This is a genomic window from Bradyrhizobium sp. LTSPM299, from assembly GCF_000938235.1.
GTDB lineage: Bacteria > Pseudomonadota > Alphaproteobacteria > Rhizobiales > Xanthobacteraceae > Bradyrhizobium.
Genome location: NZ_JYMU01000023.1, coordinates 197,768 through 220,633, shown reverse-complemented (window position 1 = coordinate 220,633; position 22,866 = coordinate 197,768). Strand labels below are relative to the sequence as shown.

The following is a 22,866-nucleotide window of genomic DNA, read 5'->3' as shown; positions in this document are numbered from 1 at the left end:
GACCGACTTACGACAGCTTACCGACGGACTTCTCGAGCAGCTCCCACGCCTTGTCGCCGTACTTGCCCTTCCACTCGGCGTAAAATCCGGCAGCGCGGAGTTTGTCGCGGAACGGCGCCACCTCGGGCTGATTGAAGACCAGACCTTTGCTCGAGAGTTCCTGCTTGACGGTGGCATTGAGCTTCTCGGTGTCTTCGCGCTCCTTGACCGCCGCCGCGTTGACGTTCTTGGCGACGATGGTGCGAATGTCCTCCGGCAGCGCCTGCCAGGCGCGGCGGTTCATCAGGAACCAGAAGCCGTCCCACATGTGGTTGGTCAGCGAGCAGTACTTCTGGACCTCGTAGAGCTTCGCCGCCGAGATCAACGCCAGCGGGTTCTCCTGGCCTTCGACGATCTTGGTCTGCAGCGCCGAATAGACCTCGCTGAAATTGATCGAGGCCGGCGAGGCGTCGAACGCCTTGAACATCGAGGTCCACAACGGCGACACCGGCACGCGAATCTTGAAGCCCTTGAAGTCGTCAGGCCCGGTGATCGGCTTGCTCGACGACGTGGTCTGGCGGAAGCCGTTGTCCCAGATCTTGTCCATGACCTCGAGGCCGGACCTGTTGATCTCGCCGCGCACATAGGCGCCGAGGTCGCCATCCATGGCCTTCCAGACCGTGGGGTAATCAGGAAATGCGAAGCCGATGCCATTGATCGAGGCCGCCGGCACCAGGGTCGCCAGGATCAGGCCTGATAGCGTGAAGAACTCGACGCCGCCGGACCGCACCTGGCTCAGCATGTCGGTATCGGAGCCGAGCTGGCTGTTCGGGAACACCTGCAGATCGAACCGGCCGTTGGTCTCGGTCTTGATCGCCGCGGCCATCTCCCGGGCGCGCGCCACGAATGGATGCGACTCCGGCAAATTATTGGCGAACTTGTAGCTGAACTCGGCGGTCTGGGCGCGCGCAACGAACGGCGCGCCAACGCCGCCCAGCACGGCCGATGCGGCGGAGGCCTTCAGCAGCGTGCGTCGTGAAAAGCTCATTGGTTTCTCCCTCGAGGCTTGTTGTTCTTTTGAGATGCCAATCCTATACGGACCTGACGCCGCGGGGTCACCAGCGATCTCTGTTGATGTCAGCGCTTATTGCAGCGTCCGTACGCCGCGGCAATATGGGCTTTCAGACGAGACGATCGGGCGTGGCGCGACACGCTTTGAGCGCGATGGTCGGCGGCATCTGCTGTAGCAAGTCGGTCGCGCCAAATGACGGCCAAGATCGAGGACCGTGCGAAGATTTCCCACTAAACATCTGATCTAATTGTAGATATAAATATTCCATAATATACCTTATGCGAATTACGGATGTAGACGCCAGATTGAGAAGTCACCTTTGGCCCAGATAGAGATGTCACTCTCCACGGATTTGGTTGGGGAGTTTGGGCCGATGACGGTGATTACGATGAGCGGGACGGAGATCGACCGGATGAGCGTTTTGCAGGATCTGGCCGCGAGCAGGATCAAGGTGGCGCAAGCCGCGACGCTGATGGGTCTTGGTCGGCGCCAGGTGTTTCGACTGGCCAAGGCCTACGCGCGGCGAGGCGCAGAGGCGTTGGTTTCCCGGAAGCGCGGCCGGTCGAGCAATCGCGCCTACCCCGCCGATTTACGCGCTGTGGCCATTGGTATCATCCGGGAGCGCTACCCGGACTTTGGCCCGACCCTGGCGGCAGAGAAGCTTGCGGAGCTGCACGACATTCACCTTGCCCGCGAGACGGTTCGGCAATGGATGATCACGGCTGGACTATGGAAGGATCGCCGCGCCCGGTTGAAGGCTGTTCACCAACCGCGGCACCGCCGCGATTGTTTGGGCGAGTTGATTCAGATCGACGGGTCAGAGCATTGGTGGTTTGAGGGTCGCGGGCCGCGCTGCACCCTGCTCGTCTACATCGACGATGCCACCAGCCGGCTGATGCTCTGCAGTTTGTCGAGAGCGAGAGCACCTTCGACTATTTTGCGGCGACCCGCGCCTATCTGGAGCGTCACGGCAAGCCGGTGGCGTTCTATTCCGACAAGCACGGCGTGTTTCGGGTCAACAGGAAGGATGCGATCGGCGGCGACGGCATGACCCAGTTCGGCCGAGCTCTGCATGCGCTGAACATCGACATCATTTGCGCCAACTCATCTCAGGCCAAGGGCCGGGTCGAGCGCGCCAATGGAACGCTGCAGGACCGGCTGGTGAAGGAGATGCGGCTATCCGGCATCGATACGATTGCGGCCGGCAATGCCTTCCTGCCGGCGTTCATGGAGAAGTACAACGCCCGCTTTGCCAAGGCCCCTTTCGATGATCGCGATGTCCACCGCGCTATGGTCGTCGGGCATGACGATCTCGACGACGCCTTTACCTGGAAGGAAGAACGCACGGTCTCTGTGAATCTGACGCTGCAATACGACCAGGTACTGTTTATCCTGGAGCCGACCGGGATCGCACGATCGCTGGCGCGCAAGCGGGTCACGGTGGTTGACTACCCCGACGGGCGGCTCGCGATCCGGTACAATGGGGTCAATCTACCCTATCGCACCTTCGACAAGCGGCCGCAGGTGAATCAGGCAGCCATTGTCGAGAACAAGCGCCTCGGTCCGATCCTGGCCTATATCGCCGAGCAGCAAAAGCAGCTCGACATGTCCCGTTCCGCCAAAGCGCCGCGCCGGCGCGGCCAGAAGAACCATATGTTCAAGGTCGGATAGATGGGACGCCCGGGCGTCGCGTTGCGCGATCTGGAAGCTTCACGCGCCGCCCTCTCGAGAAGCTGGTATCAACCCAACCCACAGAAAGGCGGCTATCCTGCTCCCGACCGGGTGACATTTCTAAATGGCCCAAATCGTGACTTCCCTAAACGGCGGCGACAACGGATATGGGGTCCAAGGTTCAGCCACGACCGATCCCTCACGGCCAGATCGCGTTGAGCAGCTCAGCCAGCCGCGCTCCGCCCTTGGCCAGCTGCTTACGTTTGATGGCATCGGCGGCCTGCAAATAGTCCGTGTGATTGTCGTACGTGACGATCCATTTCGCTTGTGCCGGCGGCTGTGTCGGCTTGAAGCTCAGGCTCTTGAAGGCGTCATGCGCCACCAGCAGCGTGTCGGTGGCCCAGGCCGCCGGCCAGCCCTCCGGCGCGCCTTCGCTCGCTCGGACCGACTTCGCGGCATCCATCAATTCGCCGGTGGCGGCATCGCCGAGATCGGGTGGAATGTCGTCCCATTCATGGTGCAGGTTGATGGCCTGGAACGGGATCGCGACGCCGTCCTGGATCGCATTGCCGCCGATCGCGTCGGTGTCCGGGTCGACCTTGTGGGCCGTGTCGGGATCGACAAGCTTCCCATTGGCATCGAGATAGACCGCGCCGACATGCAGCGGCTGGTGCAGGTCGCCGATCAGGTGCGCCAGCAGCAACAGCGCCTCCTTCTTGTCCTTGATCGAGAAAGGGAACGGCGGCGGGATCGGCCTGCCCTGGAGCACCGCGATGGCGGCCGTGATCGTCGCGACCAGATCGTGCGGATTGGTGCCCTGGAAGTTGCGATCGAAATAGCTGCGCTGGAGCGCGATATCGACGAAATGGAAGGTGTTGTGGCAACCGCGCTCAAAGCCGTCGGGCGTGTAGGAGCAGGTCGACCAGTTGCGGGCCGCGTAGTCCACCATCCGCGCCCTCTCCCGCGCTGAGTTGAACGGCGTGCAGGGCACCTCGAATTCGAGATGATCGGGATCGACCTCATAGTGAAACCGGCCGTCATCATGGCGGACGACGCTCTTGACGCAGTCCGGCCATGGCGCGGCCTTGCGCAGGTCGATGCCGCGTTCGTCGACCTCGTTGAGGATCTGCTGGACCTGCGCCTTTGCGGCAGGCTTGAGCAACTGGTCCGCGATCGCCCCCACCACGCGATGACCCTGATAGCCCCAGGCCGACGCGGCCGTCGGATTGAGGGCGACGACGACAAGCCATCCGAACGCGACGACAGTTTTCAGCATGGTACGCCCCTGCCATTCAGTCCGCTTTAGCGCGGTTGTATCACACCAGAACGGCAACCATAGGACAATATGGACCAAAGCCCATGGGAACGTCTTCGCTCCCGTCGCGTTCATGCGTTTGTGCGTAGCCCCGGGAACTATCCCGGAGTACCATCGAACCTGACTCATGGACCGGAGGGATTTCATACTCAGAATCGTCTCCATTCTTTGTATCGCGGCTGCGATCGCCATCCCGACCACGACAAGCTTCGGCAAGGGCGGTGGCGGCGGGGGCATGCACCACTCCTCGACAGGCGGAGCGTCCGGGACGTCTCCGGGGGCGCCGGGCACCAACTCGTCGGGGACCGCCCTGTCCTCGTCGGGTGTGAGCAGCCAAATGAAAGGCGCGAACCTCGACAACAGCCCGGCGGTCGCCCGTGAGGACGCTGCGGTCGACAAACGGGTGAAGGGGTCGATCTGCCACGGTTGCTGAGCGCCTGATGGTGGAACGTCAGCGTCCTTCTCGATCGTCACATAGTCGGCCACTGAATACCTCCCCTGCTCGCGCTGTCGTGCGCGTGCCTCGACATAACACGGCCTCTTCGCCTATCCTGCCCGCATGAGCGAACATGATCACGACCATCACGACCATCATCACCACGATCACGACCATTCGGATCTGTCGGAGACCGAGCTGCGCGTGCGCGCACTGGAATCGATCCTGACCGAGAAGGGCTATATCGAGCCGGCCGCACTCGACGCGATCGTGCAGGCCTATGAGACGAAGATCGGTCCGCATAACGGCGCGCAGGTCGTTGCCAGGGCCTGGAGCGATCCAGCCTTCAAGACAGCGCTGCTCGAAGACGCCACCAAGGCGGTCGGCACGCTCGGCCATGTCAGCCGGGTCGGCGACCATCTCGTGGCGGTCGAGAACACACCAAGCCGTCACAACATGGTCGTATGCACCCTCTGCTCCTGTTACCCCTGGGAAATGCTGGGGCTGCCGCCGGTCTGGTACAAGGCGTCGCCCTATCGCTCGCGCGCGGTGAAGGACCCACGCGGCGTGCTCGCCGATTTCGGGGTGAGCGTGCCTGACGAGACCGAAATCCGGGTGTGGGATTCGACCGCCGAGACGCGCTTTCTGGTGCTGCCGATGCGGCCCGAAGGCACCGAAGGCTGGAGCGAGCAGCAACTCGCCGAGCTGGTGACGCGTGACTCGATGATCGGCACCGGATTTCCGAAGAAGCCGGGAGCACCATCGTGAACGGCGTGCACGACATGGGCGGCATGGACGGGTTTGGCAAGGTCGAGCCCGAACCGAACGAGCCGATGTTCCATCAAGTATGGGAATCACGGGTGCTGGCCATGGTGCGCGCGATGGGCGCCGCCGGCGCCTTCAACATCGACGCCTCGCGATTCTATCGCGAGGCCCTGCCCCCGCATGTCTATCTGTCGAGTTCCTATTACAAGAAATGGCTGCTCGGGCTTGAGGACTTGCTGCTCGACAAGGGCTATCTCGCGAAAGAGGACGTTGCTGCCGGACATGCGGTGAAGCCGGCCAAGCCGCTCGCACCCGGCAAGCTTTCCGTCAGCGACGTCGAACGCACGATGGTGCGCGGCAAGTTCGGCCGCGCGGCGCCGGCGCCTGCAAAGTTCAAGGCCGGCGACAAGGTGCGCGCCAGGAACATCCATCCTGCCACCCATACGCGGCTGCCGCGCTACGTGCGCGGCCATGTCGGAATCGTCGAACGCGACCATGGCTGCCACGTCTTTCCGGACACGGCAGCGAACGACGCGGGTGAGAATCCGCAATGGCTCTACACCGTGGTGTTTGACGGGCGCGAACTCTGGGGGCCGGACGCCGACCCGACCGTCAAGGTATCCATCGACGCGTTCGAGCCTTATCTGGAGCACGTGTGATGGACACAGTCGCAGCCGGCCGCGCCGTCAAGTCTGTGCCGGGCGTTCCCCGCGATGATGAAGGTCCGGTGTTTCGCGCGCCATGGGAAGCCCAGGCGTTTGCGATGGCGTTGTCGCTGCATGAGCGTGGCCTGTTCACCTGGAGCGAATGGGCGGCCGCGCTTGCCGAGCAGATCAAGCGTGCGCAGGCCGCGGGCGATCCCGACACCGGCGAGACCTACTACCAGCACTGGCTGGCGACGCTCGAGCACCTCGTCGCCGCAAAGGGCGTGACGACGCCGGAGACGCTGCACCGTTACCGCGACGCCTGGGATCACGCCGCCGATCGCACGCCGCACGGCAAGCCAATCGAGTTGATGCCGGCGGATTTCGAGTAGCGGCACGCTCGCCGCTCCGCCGTCATTGCGAGGAGCGATAGCGGTGCTGATTCACATTTCAAACAGCCAAGCTCTCGGTGTCGTCACCCGCGCATGCGGGTGATCCAGTATTCCAGAGACAGTTGTGCTTGAGCCGATAGGCCGCGGCGTACTGGGTCGCCCGGTCCATGTGCGCAATTGCGCACAGGCCGGGCGATAACGTCTGTGAATGGGGACGCAGCTTCGCATTCTCGCGACATGATTTGTCCGAGCTTTGCATTTCGCAAGGGGGCTTGCCATGTCGGGCAACTCAGTGATTTGCGCTCCTTATCTGACGGCGGCCGGAGCCCATCGGTAGACTGCGGAGGCAAGGCTTTGTTAGCTAACTTGCCACACACTCGCTGCCTTTCGTAACCGGGGTCATCGAGCCGTTCCCATGCCTTCCTCCCGCATGTCCTATCTCGACGGCCTTCGTGGCATCGCGGCGCTCAACGTCGCTCTGTCGCATTTCGTCATGGCCTTCGATTTCGCCGTCTACACCGGGCGCCCCGAGCACGCGCAGGGGTCCTGGGAAGTCGCGCTTTCGGCCTACCCGTTTCTGTTCATCGCGGCAGGCGGCAATTACGCTGTCTGCATCTTCCTTGCGCTGTCAGGGTTCGTTCTCGCCAAATCGTTCCATACCAGCGATATGTCCGCGGTTGCGCTCGTCGTGAAGCGGACACTCCGGCTCGGACTTCCGGTGCTCGCGGCCAGCCTGTTCGGCTGGTTCGTCCTGGCGTCAGGACTTGCGTTCAATCACGAGGCTGCCGCGATCACGCGCTCGACCTGGCTGTCGGGCCAGTTCACGCAGCAGCCAAGTCTCACTGATGCACTTTTTCAGGCCTGGAACAGCCTGTTGGGCATCCCGACGCGCGCGAACTCTTATAATTCTGTTCTCTGGACGATGCCGGTCGAATTTCTCGGCTCGCTTCTGCTGATCGGGATTTTCGCCACGCGTTTGCCGGCCAACCGGCCGCGGTGGGCTGCAATCATCATGCTTGCGCTGGGCATCATGCTCGCGCGCAGCTACATCTCGGTGGTCCTGTTCGGCGCGGCGCTGTATCTTCTGGACGCTCCGCGTTTCACCGCACGCCTGCGCTGGCGCCCGGCTATTTTGATATTGGTTCTCGCGCTGGGCACGGTCCCGCTCAGCATTGAGCGCTGGCCGATCTGGGATGCGCTGCTCGCGATCACGGCGCTTGTTCCGTTCCCTCCGATTATCGCCCCCGGTTTGACGGTTCAGGCCGACGCGTCGATCTGGCACGCAATCTCAGCGGTGATGCTGGTGGCGTTAATCACCGGCTGGCCGGCGGCACAGCGACTGCTCGCGAGGCCAATCGGCCAATACCTCGGCCGCATCTCGTTTCCGCTCTATCTGGCGCACATCCCTGTGCTGCTCTCGGTTGCGTGCCCCGTCTTCCTGGCCGCTCAAGCCGCCGGGCTTTCTTATGGCACGTCCGTTCTGATCAGTTTTGTCGCTTACGTGCCTTCGTTTCTGGTTGCCGCCATGGCCATGGAGAAGGCCGTGGACGCGCCGTCAATTCGGCTGGCCGCAGGGGCCGCGAACGCCCTCTCCGAGCCTGCGGCCGGACCGGCAGTACCTACGGCCTAAAAACCTCACAGCCCGGCTGCATATTCCCGCCAGCCCTTCGCCCGCAGCGCGCAGGCCGGGCATTCGCCGCAGCCGTAACCCCAATCGTGCTGAGCGCCGCGGTCGCCGAGATAGCAGGTGTGGGAGTGCTCGCGGATCAGATCGACCAGCCCTGCCCCGCCGAGTTCATCCGCCAGCCGCCATGTCGCAGCCTTGTCGAGCCACATCAGCGGTGTGTGCAGCTCGAAGTTTCTGGCCATGCCGAGATTGAGCGCCGACTGCAGCGCCTTGATGGTTTCATCGCGACAATCGGGATAGCCGGAATAGTCGGTCTCGCACATGCCGCCGATGATGTGGCGGATGCCGCGACGATAGGCGAGCGCCGCCGCGAAGGTGAGAAATACGAGATTGCGGCCGGGCACGAAGGTGTTCGGCAACCCGTCCGCGCCCATTGCGATCGCGACGTCGCGGGTCAGCGCGGTATCGGAGACCTCGGCCAAGGTCGGGATCGCGAGCGTATGGCTGTCGCCGAGTTTCGCAGCCCAGTCCGGCTGCAGCGATCTGATGCCGGATAACAGGCGGTCGCGGCATTCGAGCTCGATCGCGTGGCGCTGGCCATAGGCAAAGCCCAGCATCTCGACGCGGTCAAAGCGCTGTAGCGCCCAGGCCAGGCAGGTGGTGGAATCCTGGCCGCCGGAAAACAGCACCAGCGCGGTATCGGAATTGGTCTGATCGCTCATGAGAGGCGATTTAGCACCCTCTGACGCCCCGGCCAATCGGTGGACAGCGTCTCGATGTCGGCGCGTTCCGCTGGGATCGGCAGGGCCGATTTGGCATAACATCCCTGCCTCTCATGTTCCGGTGCCCGATGACCCCTTCCCGCGACATTTCCCGTCTGATCGAGATCATGGCCGCGCTGCGCACGCCGGTGACCGGCTGCCCGTGGGACCTCGAGCAGGATTTCGCGACCATCGCGCCCTACACGATCGAGGAGGCCTATGAGGTCGCGGACGCGATCACGCGCGGCGATTTCGAGGATCTTCGCGACGAGCTCGGCGATCTCCTGCTGCAGGTGGTCTATCACGCCCGCATGGCAGAGGAGCAGAAGGCCTTTGCGTTCGGCGACGTCGTCGAGGCTGTTACAACCAAGATGATCCGCCGCCATCCGCACGTCTTTGCCGACAAGGACGGCAACATCCAGCCCGCCGGCGTCAAGAGTGCCTGGGAGCGAATCAAGGCCGAGGAGAAGGCCGAACGCGCCGCGCGCCGGCCGCCGGAGGACACCGCGCACACCTCCCTGCTCGCAAGCGTCAAGGCCGGCCTTCCGCCGCTGGCGCGCGCCATGGAGCTGCAGCGCAAGGCCTCCACCGTCGGCTTCGACTGGAACGACCCGCGCGCGGTGCTGGCCAAAATCCGCGAGGAGGCCGACGAGATCGAAGCCGCGCTCGACCGCAATGACAGGCAGGAGATTGCGGAAGAAACCGGCGACCTGATGTTCGCGCTGGTCAACCTCGCCCGCCACGTCGGCGCCGATCCCGAGACGGCGCTGCGTGGAACGAATGCGAAGTTCGAGCGGCGGTTTGCGTATATCGAAAGGACCCTTGCCGCGAACGGCCGCTCGCTGCAGGACGCCACGTTGCAGGAGATGGATGCGCTGTGGAACGAAGCGAAATCCGCAAACACTGCTGTCGTCCCGGCGAAGCCCGGGACCCATACCGCGTGATCTATCGATCGGCCGACGCTGCCAGTACCGCGCGCATAACGGACGCTCTTCAAGGAATACGGAACTGCAACCTTCGGCTACGATGATGGCCGGTGGTTATGGGTCCCGGCCCCCGTGCGCAATTGCGCACTAGGCCGGGACGACACTGAATGTGTGGATGCGGCACTGAAACACGTTCAGCAGCCCCACCCCACCCGCTTACAACAGCGTGCCGCGCAGGATCACCGCCGCGACGCCGAAATAGATCACGAGGCCGGTGACGTCGACCAGCGTCGCCACGAACGGCGCGGATGCGCTCGCGGGGTCGAACCCGATCCGCTTGAGGATGAACGGCAGCATCGATCCCGAGAGCGATCCGAAGGTCACGATGCCGACCAGCGCAGATCCGACCGTTGCCGCCACCAGGCCCCAATGCGGACCGTAATCGAAGATGCCGAGCGTCTGCCAGAGCGTGATTCTGACCATGCCGATGACGCCGAGGATGGCGCCGAGCGCCAGGCCGGTCGGCAGTTCGCGCAAGGCAACCCGCCACCAGTCGCGCAACCGCAACTCATGCAGGGCCAGCGCCCGGATCAGCAGCGAGGTGGCCTGCGAGCCGGAATTGCCGCCCGAGCTCATGATCAGCGGAATGAACAGGGTCAGCACGATCGCCTTCTCCAGCTCGCTCTGGAAGGTCTGCATGGCGCTCGCGGTCAGCATTTCCGAGAGGAACAGCGCACACAGCCAGCCGCCACGCTTCTTGATCATCTCAAGGAAGCTGATCCGCAGATAAGGCTCGTCGAGCGCTTCCATACCGCCGAATTTCTGGGCGTCCTCGGTCGATTCCTCGACGATGGTGTCGATCACGTCGTCGACCGTGACAATGCCGAGGATATGGCCGGGACCATCGACGACGGCGACCGCCAGCAGGTCGTATCGGGAGATCAGCCGCGCCGCTTCCATGCGGTCGGCCTCGGGCGAGATCATCAGCGGCTTGCGCGCCGGCGCAGCGGTCAGCACGCTGGCATGCGGATCGCCCGAAATCAGCCGGCGCAATGGCACCGCCTGGATCAGCGTCTTCTTGACCGGATCGGTCACGAAGATCGAGTAGACGGTCTCCCGGGTGCGCTCGACCATGCGGATGTGATGCAGGACCTCGGCAATAGTCCAGGTCGACGGCACACTGACGAATTCGGTGGTCATGATGCTGCCGGCGCTGCGTTCCGGATAGGCCAGCAGCGTCGAGATGGTAGCCCTGGTGTCCGGATTGAGCCGGTTGAGCAGCGTGGTCTTGAGCGGTTCGATCAGCTCCTTGAAGATGTCGGCGGCGCGGTCGTCGGACACGCCGGACAGCAACGAAACCGCGGTGTCAGTGGGCAGCTCGGCAATGATTTCGCAGGTGTTGTCGAGCCCGGGCAAATCCAGGACCTCGATCGCCCGCTCGGCCGGCAGCGCCTGCAGCATCGAGGCTGCGACCACTGGCTCCTGCGCGTTGAGGGCCTCGACGATATCGGGTGCCCGCTCATGGGCAAGATCTCCGTTCGGGCCCGCGTGCGTCCCGCTGGTTACGACTTCGCCCGAATTCTGCATCGATCGCCCTCGCCTTTGCGTCCAGCAGCGCAATGAACCAAGGCGACGGGAATTTCAAACGGAAAGTGCGGCGGCGGGTCGCAGGCCGGCCGTGTCATGGAAGCGTCGTATTCCAGCAATTGCAGTCCGGCTGAACCTGACGAGCCAGAACCTGACGAGCCAAGCCTATGCGTCGCCAAGCCTACGCGACGCGTGGCACGGCGGCGAACCGCGACATCACGATGTCACGCTTGGTCTCGTCGACGCGCACCGTCATGTCGAAGCGCTCGCCGTGCAGCTCCTTGGTGAGCACCTCGGCATTGCGGTGCAGCCAGCTGATGCCGGCGCCGTCGGCGGCGTCGATCGAGAGATTCAGCGTCGTGCGCGTGGCTGCGAGCCGATCTTCGATCGCAGCGAGCAGTTCCTCGATCCCCTCGCCCGAGGCCGCCGAGACCAGGAAGCAAGGCCGCTCCGGCGGGCGCCGCGCCGCGATGTTTCGCAAATTGTCGCGCTCCTCGGAATCGAAGCGGTCGATCTTGTTCCAGACCTCGATGACACGCTGGCCGCCGTCGGCTTCGGGATCGATGCCGAGCTGGTGCAGCACCGCCTCGACGTCGCGCTCCTGCGCCTCCGCATCCTCGTGCGAGATGTCGCGGACATGCAGGATGATGTGGGCCTCCAGCACCTCCTCCAGCGTGGCGCGGAACGCGGCCACGAGCTGGGTCGGCAAATTGGAGATGAAGCCGACGGTGTCTGACAACATCGCCTTGCCGCCATGTGGCAGGTTGAGCGAGCGCAAGGTCGGATCGAGCGTCGCAAACAGCATGTCGGCGGCCTGTACGTCCGCGCGCGTCAGGCGGTTGAACAGGGTCGACTTGCCGGCATTGGTGTAGCCGACCAGCGCCACCACGCGGTACGGCACGCGCTGGCGTCCGGCGCGATGCAGCCGCCGTGTCGCCTGCACCTTCTTCAGCTCGTTCTCGAGCCGCGTGATGCGGTCGCCGATCAGGCGGCGGTCGGCCTCGATCTGGGTTTCGCCGGGACCGCCCATGAAGCCGAAGCCGCCGCGCTGGCGCTCGAGATGGGTCCAGGATCGCACCAGGCGGCTGCGCTGGTAATTGAGATGGGCGAGCTCGACCTGCAGCGCGCCTTCCTTGGTCTTGGCGCGGCGGCCGAAGATTTCCAGGATCAGGCCGGTGCGATCGAGCACCTTGGTGCTCCAGGCCTTCTCGAGGTTGCGCTGCTGGATCGGCGACAGCGCGCAATCCATCACCACGAGCTCGATATTGTTGCCGGCGATGAGGCCGTTGATCTCCTCGACCTTGCCCTTGCCGAGAAAGGTGGCCGGGCGGAGCTGGCTGATCGCCGCGACGACCTGCTCCACCACGGTAAGGTCGATGGCGCGCGCGAGGCCTGCAGCTTCGTCGATCCGCGCCTCGTAGTCGCGGATAGACGAATCCGTTTGCGCATCGCCGTCGCCGCGGCGCGTGCGCAGATAGGGGCCGATGACGATCACCCGCCCGCTACTGCTGTCCCCCGCCGACCCGGGCCTGGACTTGGGCCGGTCGGCGCCCCCTTCACGGTTGAAGGGTTCCAATCAGTTCACTCTCAAGCCGGTGCATCCTCACCGCCTTCGAACAACTGGATCGGAGCGCCAGGCATGATGGTCGAGATCGCGTGCTTGTAGACCAGCTGCGAATGACCGTCGCGCCTCAGCAGCAAGCAGAAATTGTCGAACCAGGTGACAATCCCCTGCAGCTTCACTCCGTTGACCAGAAAGATCGTCAGCGGTGTTTTGGTTTTACGAACGTGATTCAGGAAGGTGTCTTGTAGATTTTGTGCGCGGTCTGCCGCCATTGTTTTTGTCCCGCAAGCTTGTGCTTCTTTTTTATTGAACCGGTTGTGGCCCTCTACGGAGCCTCCCCCCGGCTGCCCACCTGCCCTGAGATCCCCCTCTGGCAGGCATAGCGGTTCGATTAGAGGCCACGCGCGCTTTTTAGGCAAGCCGGTTCAGGCGCCAGTCCGCAGGAACACGGTGGCGATTCTAAGAAAATGCGGGGAAATAGACGAATATTCTCAAGTTGGTGGATAAGTGGCCACCCGCCGGCACGCCTCGGAATCGCGTGCTACGGCGCGGACGTTTGTGCTTGCCCAGACAGTGATGACCCCTCCCTAGGGGATCAGCAGCAGGGTGCCGGTGGTTTTTCCGGATTCAAGATCGCTTTGGGCTTGGGCGACTTCCGTCAGGGCATATTCGGTGCGGGCATTTGGAATGATGCGTTGACGGATCGCGGCGATAACGGCCTGCGTGGCGCATCGATAGGTTTGCTGTTCCGCCGCATAGGCCATGACGCTGGCACGCGCGAGCGACAGCGAACGAATTGGTCCGAGTTCTTCGACAGAAACTGGCGGGATCGGCCCAGCTGCTTGTCCGATCGATGCGACCACCCCAAACCGCCTGACACAGCCGAGAGACTTGCGCAGCATGTCGCCGCCGATGCCGTCGATCGCAAAATCGACGCCCTTGGCATTCGTCACCCGGCCGACCTCCGACGCGAGGTCCGCGTTGCGACCGACAATGACGTGATCTGCGCCATTCGCCCGCGCAATCTCTGCCTTTTCCGATGATCCGGCTGTCCCGATGACAACGCCGCCAAGGTGTTTCGCCCATCGGGTCAGCGTGGTGCCCAAGCCGCCCGCAGCGGCGTGAATGAGCAAAGTCGTTCCGTTTCCGACCGGAAAAATGCGGGTCAGAAGCATGTGCGCGGTCAGCCCGCGCAAGAACGAGCCGGCAGCCATCTTCGTGCTGATGTCGTCCGGCAATTTGACCGCGCGCCAGGCTGGCAGAAGACGTGTCGCCGCGTAGGCGCCGCCGATGCCGGCATAGGCAATGCGATCGCCTGTTCTGATGTCATCGACATCGGCACCGACGGCTTCGACGACACCAGCTCCTTCCACACCGAGAACCGCAGGAAGCGGCAAGGGATAGAGGCCGATCCGTTGGTATATGTCGATGAAGTTTACGCCGACACCTTCGTGGCGGATGCGGAGCTCGTTCGGACCAGGCTGCAAAGATGCACAGTCCGTAATCCTGAGCTTCTCGATACCGCCCGCGGCGATCAGTTCTACCTTCTTGTCCATGCTTAATCTCCGTTTGGGAACGGAGTAGTGGCATCTAGCCATCCGATAGAAAATTACCTATACTTTGGCATCAACCGTGAATAATTTAACCGATGAACTGGGATGATCTCCGCCACTTCTCCGCCTTGGCGTCGACAGGCTCTCTGTCCGCCGCGGCACGGATGCTTGATGTCGAGCACGCAACCGTCGCCCGCCGCATCGCATCGCTGGAAGACGACCTCGGTATTCCGCTCGTCGACCGGCGGGGCCGGCGCTGGACCCTGACGGCCGAGGGCGAGCGCGTCGCCACCATCGCGGACAAGATGGAGGCTGATACCCGGGCTGTCCGCAGACTTGTTGATGGCGTGCGCTCCGAATTATCTGGAGTGATAACCATCAGTGCGCCGCCGGCCCTTGCCGTCGCGATTCTGACCGCACCACTGGTCGATCTGCAAAATCGTCACCCGCGACTGACGATCAGAATCATTGGCGAAGCGCGCACCGCTTCTCTTGAGCGAGGTGAGGCGGATATCGCCATTCGACTGAGCCGCCCGGAAGACGGAGATCTCACGATCAACAAGCTGGGAGAGATGAATTTTCGACTTTACGCGAACCCCGAATACCTCGCCGCGACCGGGCAAGAGAATTGGCGTTTCATAGGCTATGACGGGCCACCGACTCGCGCCCCACAGCAGGCGGCAATCGAGGATTTTGCAAAAGGGCGAGCCTTTTCATTCTATGCCAGCAGCCTCGAAATACAGCAGGCAGCAGCACGGGCCGGTGCCGGCATCGCCGCGTTACCGGACTTCATGGCAACGTCAGATCCGAAGCTGGTCCCGGTTCTCCCGAACGCACAGCTGGTCTCCCGAGACGTATGGCTCGTCGTGCACACCGATTTGAAGCGCGCGGCCCCTGTGAGAGTTATCTCACAGCGGCTGCGCGAGGCGTTCGCGCGAACGCGCGTCGATACCGATGGCGACCTTTAGCCCCTCTTCGACGCAGCTCACCTTCGGGGGTCAACCGACCCCCAGCGCCTTCAGCTTGCGATGCAGTGCCGAGCGCTCCATGCCGACGAACTCCGCGGTGCGCGAGATGTTGCCGGAGAACCGGCTGATCTGGGCGATCAGATAATCACGCTCGAACACCTCGCGCGCCTCGCGCAATGGCAGGCCCATGATGTGCTCGCCATTGTTGGAGGTCGGCATCGCCGGCACCATCGAGCCGACGTCCTGCGGCAGCATGTCGGCGGTGATGATCGCCTCCGGTCCGCCGCCGGCCAGGATCATCACCCGCTCGACATTGTTGCGGAGCTGGCGGACGTTGCCGGGCCAGACATGCGATTGCAGCACTGCCATCGCGTCTTGCCCGATCTGGCGTTTCGGCAGGCCGGTCGTGGCTGAGATCTGGTCCATGAAGTAGTCGATCAGTTCGGGGATGTCCTCGCGCCGCTCCGACAGCGGCGGCACCCGGATCGGGACCACCGAAAGGCGGTGGTAGAGGTCTTCGCGGAAATGGCCGGCCGCGATCTCCTCCTCGAGATTGCGCGCGGTCGACGATATGATGCGGACATCGACATGCACCTTGGCGGTGCCGCCCTGGCGCTGGAAGGTCTGGTCGACCAGCACGCGCAGGATCTTGTTCTGGGTCTCTCGCGGCATGTCGGCGATCTCGTCGATGAACAGCGTGCCGCCATGGGCCTCCTCGAGCGCCCCCGGCTTGCGCTGCTGCTCGCCGTTCGATCCCTCGATGCCGAACAGCTCGACCTCCATCCTCTCCGGCGTGATCGCGGCGGCGTTGATGACCACGAACGGCCCTTCGGAGCGGCCCGAGGCATGGTGGAGGGTACGCGCGGCGAGCTCCTTGCCGGAGCCCGACGGCCCGACGATCAGGATGCGGCTGTTGGCCTTGGCGGCGCGGTCGATGGTCTGGCGAAGCTGGTTCATGCAGGCCGAACGACCGGTGAGAACGCTTGCCGATGGAGCGAGTTGCTTGAGTTCCTTCACCTCCCGCTTGAGCCGTGAGGTCTCCAGCGCCCGGTTCGCGACCAAGATCAGCCGATCCGACTTGAAGGGCTTTTCGATGAAGTCATAGGCGCCGCGCTTGATCGCGGCGACCGCGGTTTCAATGTTGCCGTGCCCGGAGATCATCACCACAGGCAGATCCGCATGGTCCTTCTTGATCTGCTCGAGCAGCTGCAAGCCGTCGAGCTTGGAGCCTTGCAGCCAGATGTCGAGGAAGACCAGCTGCGGGCGGCGGTTGGCGATCTCGGCCAGCGCTGAATCGCTGTCGCGCGCGGTGCGGGTGCCAAAACCCTCATCGTCCAGGATCCCCGCAACGAGGTCGCGAATGTCAGCCTCGTCGTCGACAATCAGAATGTCACTTGCCATGGGGTTACGCCTGCCTTGTCAATCGCCCGTTGCGGCTTTGATTCTTGGTTCATTGTTGGTCGCTTGTGCCGGGTCGCCGGTCGGCTCCCCCGGCGGATTATTTTCAGTACCCGGTTCGGTCGCTTCCGGTTTCGCGTCCGGTCCGAGCCCGTTGTCGCCAAGCTTGTTGTCACCGGGCTTGTTGTCACCAGGTTTGGCCGCCTCCCCCGTCACGGCAAAGCGCAGCCGCATCCAGGCGCCGCGCTGGCCTTCGCGGAAGTCGGACGCATCCTTGAGTTCGATGCGGCCGCCATGGTCTTCCAGGACGCGGCCGACGATCGCGAGCCCGAGTCCGGTGCCCTTGGCCCGCGTCGTGACATAGGGCTCGAGCAGGCGCGCGCGGGCGACCTTGGGTAGCCCAATGCCGTTGTCGACGACGTCGATGACGATGTCGTCGTTCTCCTGCTGGGCAACGACGTCGATCCGGCCCTTGCCGAGCTCGTCGGCTGGAACCTGCTCGATCGCTTCCGTCGCGTTCTTGATGATGTTGGTCAGCGCCTGCGAGATCAGCCTGCGGTCGAACTGCGCGCGCAGCGGGTCTTGCTTGATATCGGCTTCGATGTCGAGATCGGGATGGCCGACCTTCATCAGGAACACCGCCTGCTTCACCACGTCGGCGACGTCCTCGCCTTCCATCACCGGCTTGGGCATCCGTGCAAAGCGCGAGAATTCGTCGACCATCCGCCTGATGTCGTCGACCTGACGCACGATGGTGTCGGTGCACTGCTCGAAGATCGACTTGTCCTTTGCGTCGGTGATGGTCTTGCCGAACTTGCGGCGGATGCGCTCGGCGGAGAGCTGGATCGGGGTCAGCGGATTCTTGATCTCGTGGGCGATACGGCGGGCGACGTCGCCCCAGGCCGAGGTGCGCTGCGCCGACACCAGATCGGTGATGTCATCGAGCGTGATGATGTAGCTGTCGCGCGCCGGGTTGGTCTGCTCGGCCGAGATCCGCACCGACAGGTTCCGCTCATGGCCGTCGCGGTTGATGGTGATCTGGCCCTGCACCAGCCGCTGGGTGCCGTCGCGCGCGGTCTTCATCATCTCGTCGAGCTCGGGCAGCACGTCCGACAACGGGTGGTCCAGCGTCTCGGATTCGGCGTGCCCGATCAGCTTTTCGGCCGAGCGGTTGAGGATGCCGACGCTGCCGGACGCATCGACGCCGATAATGCCCGCACTCGCCGACGACAATACCGCCTCGATGAAGCGGCGGCGGCTATCGATCAGGTCGCTGGCGTTGACAAGCTCGTCGCGCTGGGTGCGCAGCTCCTGGGTCATGTTGTTGAAGGTCTGTCCGAGCTGGGCGAGATCGCCCTCGGATCTGTCGACGGGGACCTGCACATGCAGGTCCCCGGTCGAGACCTGGTTGGCCGCACTCATGATATTGCGGATCGGCTCGACCAGCCGGTTGGCGAAATTGAGCCCGATCAGCACCGAGGCCATCAGGATGGTCAGCGCGATCACCGCGAACATCAGCGCGAACGTGACCTGGATGCCAAGCCGGCGCGATTCGGTCAGGGCATATTCGGCGACACTCGCCTGGGTCTGTTTCAGCTGGCCTATGACACGCGGATCGAGGACGCGCGCGACATAGAGGAAGGTGTCGGTGAAACCCCGCAGCCGAACCACCGCCGCGACATAATTCTCTTCCGGGAAGACCGATATTTCGGGTTTGTTTTCGGCGACGTTGTCGAGCAATTCCTTCGGCGGAGTCACGAAGTACTGCGTCATTCCGTTGTCGGCGTTCTGCAGAATGTTGCTGTCCTTGTCGAGCAGCATCGCTCCGGTCAGGTTGCGGGCCGCAGCACCCGCCGTCAGCAATTCCTGAAATGTCCGCCGATCCTGGTCGTAGATCACCCGCGCATTGGAGAGGTCGTTGGCTACCGAGAGGATGTCGCCATTGATCAGTTGCGCGTGCTCGTAGGTATAGGCGCGGGCGACGCTCAACGAATTCTGGATCGCTTCCCGCGTCGGCCCCGAAAACAGCCGGTCGAGACCACGGTCGAGGGTCACATTGGCGATGATGGCGACCAGCACCGCCGGCAGCACCGCGACGACGGAGAACAAGCTGACGATCTGCACATGCAGCCGGGCTGCGGCCCTGCCCCGCCGCCGGGCCTGGAACACTTTCCAGACCTCGGGGATGATGATCCCGACCAGGAGCAGGATGATGGCTGCGTTGATCAGCAGCAGCGAGTAGACGACGTGCTTTGTCGGCTCGACCGGGGTCAGGCCGCTCAGCACCACGAAGGTGAGGAACGCCGACAGCAGCGCCGTGACCGCCGCAAACGGCGCCAGCCACCTCCGCAGGGGAAAGCCCCGCGGTGCGGCCGGCGACGTGTCTAACGTTGAAACCGTGGTCTCTGCGCTGGTCATTCCGGCGATGAATCTGAGAGCTTTCGTCCCGCTGGATTAGCGGACTGATGCAATCATATCACATTGTTGCCGAATTGCGACATTTCCGCGGCGCGAGGACAATGTTCCCAGCACCAATTACGATGGTAACCGTGTCCGCCGACCTAACCCCCGCTCCGGTAGACCTGAATATCCAGGTCGCGGATCTTCTTGCGCAGGGTGTTGCGGTTCAGGCCGAGCAGATCGGCGGCCCGGATCTGGTTGCCACGGGTGGCTGCCAGCGCTGCGGTCAAGAGCGGGACCTCGATCTCCTTGAGAATGCGGTGATAGAGGCCCGGCGGCGGCACGCCGTTCGGGAAGCCGGAGAAGTGCGACGACAGGTATGCCTCGACCGCGCCGCCGAGATTGTCGACGCCGACCGTGGCGTTGCCGCCGGAGGCGACCGCGGGCGGCGCCAATTCACCGTCGATCACCGAGGCGGTAATGACGTCCTGTGGATAGAGTGCGGCCAGACGGCGCGCGAGGTTTTCCAGCTCGCGGACGTTGCCCGGCCAGCGGTGCTGCTTGAGCCGCTCCAGCGCCTGGGTGTCGAGCTTCTTCGGCGGCAGGCCATCCTTCTCGGCGAGCGAAAAGAAGTGCCTGATCAGATCGGGCAGATCCTCGATGCGCTCGCGCAACGGCGGCAAGCGCAGCGGCACCACGTTGAGGCGGAAGAACAAATCTTCACGGAAAAGCCCCTGCTGGATCAGGATCCGCAAATCCTTGTTGGAGGCTGCGACGATGCGGACGTCGGTCTTGATCGGGGTGCGACCGCCGACCGTGGTGTATTCGCCCTGCTGCAGCACGCGCAGCAGACGGGTCTGCGCCTCCATCGGCATGTCGCCGATCTCGTCGAGGAACAGCGTGCCGCCTTCGGCCTGCTCGAAGCGGCCCGAGGCACGGGTGTTCGCGCCGGTGAACGCGCCGCGTTCATGACCGAACAGTTCGGATTCGATGAGGTCGCGCGGGATCGCCGCCATGTTGACCGCGACGAACGGACCGTTGCGGCGTTTGCCGTAATCGTGCAGCGCGCGGGCGACCAGCTCCTTGCCGGTGCCTGACTCACCCGAGATCATCACGGTCAGATCGGTTTGCATCAGCCGCGCCAGCACGCGATAGATCTCCTGCATCGCCGGCGAGCGGCCGACCAGCGGGATCGAATCGAATTCGCCGTCGTCGGCGGCATGAGCCACCCGCTCCTTCGGCTCGGCCAGCGCCCGGCCGACGATGGTGATCAGCTCCTTCAGGTCGAACGGCTTCGGCAGATACTCATAGGCGCCGCGCTCCGAAGCGCGGATCGCGGTCATGAAGGTGTTCTGCGCGCTCATGACGATGACCGGCAGGTTCGGCCGCATCTTCTTGATCCGCGGCAACAGGTCGAATGCGTTCTCGTCGGGCATCACCACGTCGGTGATGACGAGATCGCCCTCGCCCTGGCTGACCCAGCGCCACAGCGTGGCTGCATTGCCGGTCAGGCGCACCTCGTAACCGGCGCGCGAGAGCGCCTGGTTCAGGACGGTCCGGATGGCGGTGTCGTCGTCAGCGACAAGTATACTACCTGCAGGCATTGGTGTTCCTCATCGTGCACCCTGAGAGGCAGGCGACGGCGTACCCGGAACGTCATCGCGGCTGCTTTGGTCGTGTGGTTTGGCGGCGCTGTACATCGGCATCAGCACGCGGAATGTGGTCTTGCGCGGCTGTGACTCGCATTCGATGATGCCACCGTGATCGCCGACGATCTTGGCGACCAGCGCAAGGCCGAGGCCGCTGCCGGTCTGCTTGGTGGTGACGAACGGATCGAACAAATTGGGCAGCAGATCCTCCGGCACGCCGGAGCCGTTGTCCTTGACGCAGAACTCCAGCGGCAGCGAGACCCGCGACTTCTTGCCGGGCACCGACAGCCTCACGCCCGGACGAAACGCCGTGGTCAGCTGGATCTCCGCATCGCTTCCGAGATCGGCGACGGCTTCGGCCGCGTTCTTCACCAGATTGAGGAACACCTGGATCAACTGATCCTGGTTGGCCAGCACCGGCGGCAGCGACGGATCGTAATCCTCGATGAAGCGCACGTTGCGCGCGAACCCCGACTGCGCCAGGCGTTTGACGTGGTCGAGCACCGAATGAATGTTGACCGGTCCACGCGCCACCGGCCGGTCGTCGCCGAACACTTCCATGCGGTCGACCAGCGTGACGATGCGATCCGCCTCGTCGCAGATCAGCCGCGTCAACAGCCGGTCTTCGGAGGAGGCCTGCTGCTCCAGGAGTTGGGCTGCGCCGCGGATGCCCGACAGCGGATTCTTGATTTCGTGCGCGAGCATCGCGGCCAGCGCGATCACCGAGCGCGCCGCGCTGCGATGGGTCAGCTGGCGGTCCATCTTGTCGGCGATGGTGCGCTCCTGCAGCATCACCACGATATGGCCGGGCCGTTCGGTCAAGGGCGCGACGTGGAGGTCGACCTGGCGGTCGCCGCCGATGCGCGGCGTGCCCAGATCGACCTTGTATTCGTTGACCGGCGATCCCGAGCTCCGCACCTGTTCGATCAGCGCCAGCAGCGGGCTGCCGAACGGCACCAGCTCTTTCAGCGACTGCCGGCGCAGGAACTGGGTCGAGATCTCGAAGAAGGATTCGGCGGCGATGTTGGCATCGACGATCCGTCCGTCGGGCGCCACCAGCAGCACCGGATTGGGCAATGCATTGAGGATCGCCTCGCCGTCGGTGGGCACGGGCCGGCGATGTTCAGCGGCTAGCGTCATGCGGCAGCACTCCAGGCAAAATCGTCGTAGGCATGTTCGAGCGACCGATGCACGCTGGAGGGTTCGTCTGATGTCAGGATCTTCTGCCGCCAGCCCTTCAACGTCGCTGCCGGCGCGCAGCTATAGGCGGCAGCGCTCTCGAGCGCCCAGCCGAGATGCTTGCGCGCATGCCTGAGTCCGACCCGGATGCCATAGTGGCTGCAGACCTCGTCATAGAGCACGCGGATATGGTTGAGCTGCACGGCGAGATCAGGCGAAGCTTCGACGACGCCCGTCTCCAGGCGGCGGCCGATCTGGCCCGGCAGCCAGGGCTGTCCCTGCGCGCCACGGCCGATCATGACGGCATCGGCGCCCGATTTATCGAGCGCAGCAACGGCCTTGTCGAATGAGGTGATGTCGCCGTTGACGACCACGGGGATCGAAACGGCGTCCTTCACGGCGCGCACCGCAGTCCAGTCCGCCTCACCCTTGTAGAACTGGCAGCGGGTACGGCCATGCACGGTGATCATCTGCACGCCGGCGGCCTCCGCTCGGCGGGCCAAGTCCGGTGCATTCAGCAATCGTTCGTCCCAGCCGAGCCGCATCTTCAGCGTCACCGGCACCTTCACTGCCGACATCGTTGCCTCGATCAGCGTCACGGCATGGTCGAGGTCGCGCATCAGCGCGGAGCCCGACTGGCCTCCGGTCACGTGGCGTGCCGGGCAGCCCATGTTGATGTCGATGATGTCGGCGCCCGCGCCTTCGGCGATCCGTGCGCCCTCGGCCATCCAGCGGGTCTCGCAGCCCGCGAGCTGGACCACATGCGGCCCGATCCCTGCCGCTTCGCAGCGCAGCTTCGACATCGGCCTGCCGTTCACAAGATCGTCGCTGGCGGTCATCTCCGACACGACCAGACCCGCGCCGAGCATCGCTGCGAGTCGCCGGAAAGGCGCATCCGTCACGCCGGACATGGGCGCGAGGAGAACCCGATTGGCGACAGCAATATCGCCTATCTTCAACGGGTTATGGGAAACACTTTG

The 22,866-nt window shown here is 63.7% G+C and carries 19 protein-coding genes and 1 pseudogene; 8 read left to right on the top strand and 12 right to left on the bottom strand.

Features of this window, described 5'->3' with window-relative positions; all coding sequences use genetic code 11:
- Positions 1 to 7: 7 nt before the first annotated feature.
- Positions 8 to 1,027 (bottom strand): TRAP transporter substrate-binding protein, encoded by a 1,020-nt coding sequence (locus UP10_RS15285; RefSeq protein ID WP_044588135.1) that lies wholly within the window; start codon positions 1,025 to 1,027, stop codon positions 8 to 10.
- 412 nt (positions 1,028 to 1,439) lie between these two features.
- Between UP10_RS15285 and UP10_RS15280 the strand changes: the two are divergent.
- Positions 1,440 to 2,722: pseudogene (locus tag UP10_RS15280) on the top strand (ISNCY family transposase).
- A 199-nt stretch (positions 2,723 to 2,921) separates the two neighbouring features.
- Here the strand turns inward: UP10_RS15280 and UP10_RS15275 are convergent.
- Complete coding sequence (locus UP10_RS15275; RefSeq protein WP_044588134.1) at positions 2,922 to 3,998, bottom strand: S1/P1 nuclease; 1,077 nt, start codon at positions 3,996 to 3,998, stop codon at positions 2,922 to 2,924.
- Between the two features lie 166 nt (positions 3,999 to 4,164).
- Between UP10_RS15275 and UP10_RS44240 the strand changes: the two genes are divergently transcribed.
- The 5 genes from UP10_RS44240 (at position 4,165) to UP10_RS15250 (ending at position 7,904) form a co-directional block, all read left to right on the top strand.
- The gene (locus UP10_RS44240; protein WP_050043690.1) at positions 4,165 to 4,470 is read left to right on the top strand and encodes a hypothetical protein; all 306 of its coding nucleotides are present in this window, start codon (positions 4,165 to 4,167) and stop codon (positions 4,468 to 4,470) included.
- Positions 4,471 to 4,596: 126 nt separating this feature from the next.
- Positions 4,597 to 5,241, top strand: a complete 645-nt coding sequence (nthA, locus tag UP10_RS15265; RefSeq protein ID WP_044588133.1) for a nitrile hydratase subunit alpha — start codon at positions 4,597 to 4,599, stop codon at positions 5,239 to 5,241.
- A complete protein-coding gene (gene nthB / locus UP10_RS15260) occupies positions 5,238 to 5,897 on the top strand; it encodes a nitrile hydratase subunit beta (RefSeq protein WP_044588132.1) in 660 nt (219 codons plus the stop codon). The genes nthA and nthB overlap by 4 nt, the downstream gene beginning before the upstream one ends.
- Positions 5,897 to 6,274 carry a nitrile hydratase accessory protein gene (locus UP10_RS15255; protein WP_044588131.1) on the top strand — a complete coding sequence of 126 codons (378 nt, stop codon included), beginning with the start codon at positions 5,897 to 5,899 and terminating at the stop codon, positions 6,272 to 6,274. Before nthB ends, UP10_RS15255 begins: the two co-directional genes overlap by 1 nt.
- A gap of 430 nt (positions 6,275 to 6,704) precedes the next feature.
- The gene (locus tag UP10_RS15250) at positions 6,705 to 7,904 is read left to right on the top strand and encodes an acyltransferase family protein (RefSeq protein ID WP_044588130.1); all 1,200 of its coding nucleotides are present in this window, start codon (positions 6,705 to 6,707) and stop codon (positions 7,902 to 7,904) included.
- A 5-nt stretch (positions 7,905 to 7,909) separates the two neighbouring features.
- Here the strand turns inward: UP10_RS15250 and queC are convergent, their stop codons facing one another.
- A complete protein-coding gene (queC, locus tag UP10_RS15245) occupies positions 7,910 to 8,623 on the bottom strand; it encodes a 7-cyano-7-deazaguanine synthase QueC (protein ID WP_044588129.1) in 714 nt (237 codons plus the stop codon).
- 128 nt (positions 8,624 to 8,751) lie between these two features.
- Here queC and mazG point away from each other — a divergent pair, with 128 nt between their 5' ends.
- On the top strand, positions 8,752 to 9,606 hold the full coding sequence (gene mazG / locus UP10_RS15240; protein WP_044588128.1) for a nucleoside triphosphate pyrophosphohydrolase: 855 nt from the start codon (positions 8,752 to 8,754) through the stop codon (positions 9,604 to 9,606).
- A 198-nt stretch (positions 9,607 to 9,804) separates the two neighbouring features.
- On the opposite strand, the gene mgtE is transcribed toward mazG, so the two are convergent.
- From mgtE to UP10_RS46650, 4 genes are all read right to left on the bottom strand, one after another.
- Positions 9,805 to 11,175 (bottom strand): magnesium transporter, encoded by a 1,371-nt coding sequence (mgtE, locus tag UP10_RS15235; RefSeq protein ID WP_044588127.1) that lies wholly within the window; start codon positions 11,173 to 11,175, stop codon positions 9,805 to 9,807.
- Between the two features lie 181 nt (positions 11,176 to 11,356).
- A complete protein-coding gene (gene hflX / locus UP10_RS15230; RefSeq protein ID WP_044588126.1) occupies positions 11,357 to 12,751 on the bottom strand; it encodes a GTPase HflX in 1,395 nt (464 codons plus the stop codon).
- A gap of 11 nt (positions 12,752 to 12,762) precedes the next feature.
- Positions 12,763 to 13,011 (bottom strand): RNA chaperone Hfq, encoded by a 249-nt coding sequence (gene hfq, locus UP10_RS15225; RefSeq protein ID WP_006020546.1) that lies wholly within the window; start codon positions 13,009 to 13,011, stop codon positions 12,763 to 12,765.
- A gap of 315 nt (positions 13,012 to 13,326) precedes the next feature.
- Positions 13,327 to 14,295, bottom strand: coding sequence for a quinone oxidoreductase family protein (locus UP10_RS46650; RefSeq protein ID WP_044588125.1), 969 nt, complete (start codon positions 14,293 to 14,295; stop codon positions 13,327 to 13,329).
- 92 nt (positions 14,296 to 14,387) lie between these two features.
- Here UP10_RS46650 and UP10_RS15215 point away from each other — a divergent pair, with 92 nt between their 5' ends.
- Positions 14,388 to 15,260 (top strand): LysR family transcriptional regulator, encoded by an 873-nt coding sequence (locus UP10_RS15215; protein ID WP_044588124.1) that lies wholly within the window; start codon positions 14,388 to 14,390, stop codon positions 15,258 to 15,260.
- Positions 15,261 to 15,290: 30 nt separating this feature from the next.
- Here UP10_RS15215 and ntrX read toward each other — a convergent pair whose 3' ends face one another.
- The 5 genes from ntrX to dusB all read right to left on the bottom strand — a co-directional run bounded on the left by ntrX (position 15,291) and on the right by dusB (position 22,845).
- On the bottom strand, positions 15,291 to 16,661 hold the full coding sequence (ntrX, locus tag UP10_RS15210; protein WP_044542099.1) for a nitrogen assimilation response regulator NtrX: 1,371 nt from the start codon (positions 16,659 to 16,661) through the stop codon (positions 15,291 to 15,293).
- An 18-nt stretch (positions 16,662 to 16,679) separates the two neighbouring features.
- A complete protein-coding gene (locus UP10_RS15205) occupies positions 16,680 to 19,076 on the bottom strand; it encodes a sensor histidine kinase NtrY-like (protein WP_044588123.1) in 2,397 nt (798 codons plus the stop codon).
- Positions 19,077 to 19,219: 143 nt separating this feature from the next.
- Positions 19,220 to 20,662 carry a nitrogen regulation protein NR(I) gene (ntrC, locus tag UP10_RS15200; RefSeq protein ID WP_044588122.1) on the bottom strand — a complete coding sequence of 481 codons (1,443 nt, stop codon included), beginning with the start codon at positions 20,660 to 20,662 and terminating at the stop codon, positions 19,220 to 19,222.
- Between the two features lie 9 nt (positions 20,663 to 20,671).
- Positions 20,672 to 21,847: a two-component system sensor histidine kinase NtrB gene (locus UP10_RS15195; RefSeq protein ID WP_044588121.1), complete on the bottom strand. Its 1,176-nt coding sequence runs from the start codon at positions 21,845 to 21,847 to the stop codon at positions 20,672 to 20,674.
- The gene (dusB, locus tag UP10_RS15190) at positions 21,844 to 22,845 is read right to left on the bottom strand and encodes a tRNA dihydrouridine synthase DusB (protein WP_082077126.1); all 1,002 of its coding nucleotides are present in this window, start codon (positions 22,843 to 22,845) and stop codon (positions 21,844 to 21,846) included. Before dusB ends, UP10_RS15195 begins: the two co-directional genes overlap by 4 nt.
- Between the last annotated feature and the right edge of the window lie 21 nt (positions 22,846 to 22,866).

Bases quoted from the DNA above. Each gene is read 5' to 3' on its own strand.
- UP10_RS15205 (WP_044588123.1), bottom strand. From the start codon at position 19,076: ATGACCAGCGCAGAGACCACGGTTTCAACGTTAGACACGTCGCCGGCC.
- mazG (WP_044588128.1), top strand. From the start codon at position 8,752: ATGACCCCTTCCCGCGACATTTCCCGTCTGATCGAGATCATGGCCGCG.
- nthA (WP_044588133.1), top strand. From the start codon at position 4,597: ATGAGCGAACATGATCACGACCATCACGACCATCATCACCACGATCAC.
- ntrC (WP_044588122.1), bottom strand. From the start codon at position 20,662: ATGCCTGCAGGTAGTATACTTGTCGCTGACGACGACACCGCCATCCGG.
- mgtE (WP_044588127.1), bottom strand. From the start codon at position 11,175: ATGCAGAATTCGGGCGAAGTCGTAACCAGCGGGACGCACGCGGGCCCG.
- UP10_RS15195 (WP_044588121.1), bottom strand. From the start codon at position 21,847: ATGACGCTAGCCGCTGAACATCGCCGGCCCGTGCCCACCGACGGCGAG.
- UP10_RS15275 (WP_044588134.1), bottom strand. From the start codon at position 3,998: ATGCTGAAAACTGTCGTCGCGTTCGGATGGCTTGTCGTCGTCGCCCTC.
- UP10_RS15215 (WP_044588124.1), top strand. From the start codon at position 14,388: ATGAACTGGGATGATCTCCGCCACTTCTCCGCCTTGGCGTCGACAGGC.
- UP10_RS15250 (WP_044588130.1), top strand. From the start codon at position 6,705: ATGTCCTATCTCGACGGCCTTCGTGGCATCGCGGCGCTCAACGTCGCT.
- UP10_RS15285 (WP_044588135.1), bottom strand. From the start codon at position 1,027: ATGAGCTTTTCACGACGCACGCTGCTGAAGGCCTCCGCCGCATCGGCC.
- ntrX (WP_044542099.1), bottom strand. From the start codon at position 16,661: ATGGCAAGTGACATTCTGATTGTCGACGACGAGGCTGACATTCGCGAC.
- hfq (WP_006020546.1), bottom strand. From the start codon at position 13,011: ATGGCGGCAGACCGCGCACAAAATCTACAAGACACCTTCCTGAATCAC.
- UP10_RS15255 (WP_044588131.1), top strand. From the start codon at position 5,897: ATGGACACAGTCGCAGCCGGCCGCGCCGTCAAGTCTGTGCCGGGCGTT.
- UP10_RS46650 (WP_044588125.1), bottom strand. From the start codon at position 14,295: ATGGACAAGAAGGTAGAACTGATCGCCGCGGGCGGTATCGAGAAGCTC.
- UP10_RS44240 (WP_050043690.1), top strand. From the start codon at position 4,165: ATGGACCGGAGGGATTTCATACTCAGAATCGTCTCCATTCTTTGTATC.
- queC (WP_044588129.1), bottom strand. From the start codon at position 8,623: ATGAGCGATCAGACCAATTCCGATACCGCGCTGGTGCTGTTTTCCGGC.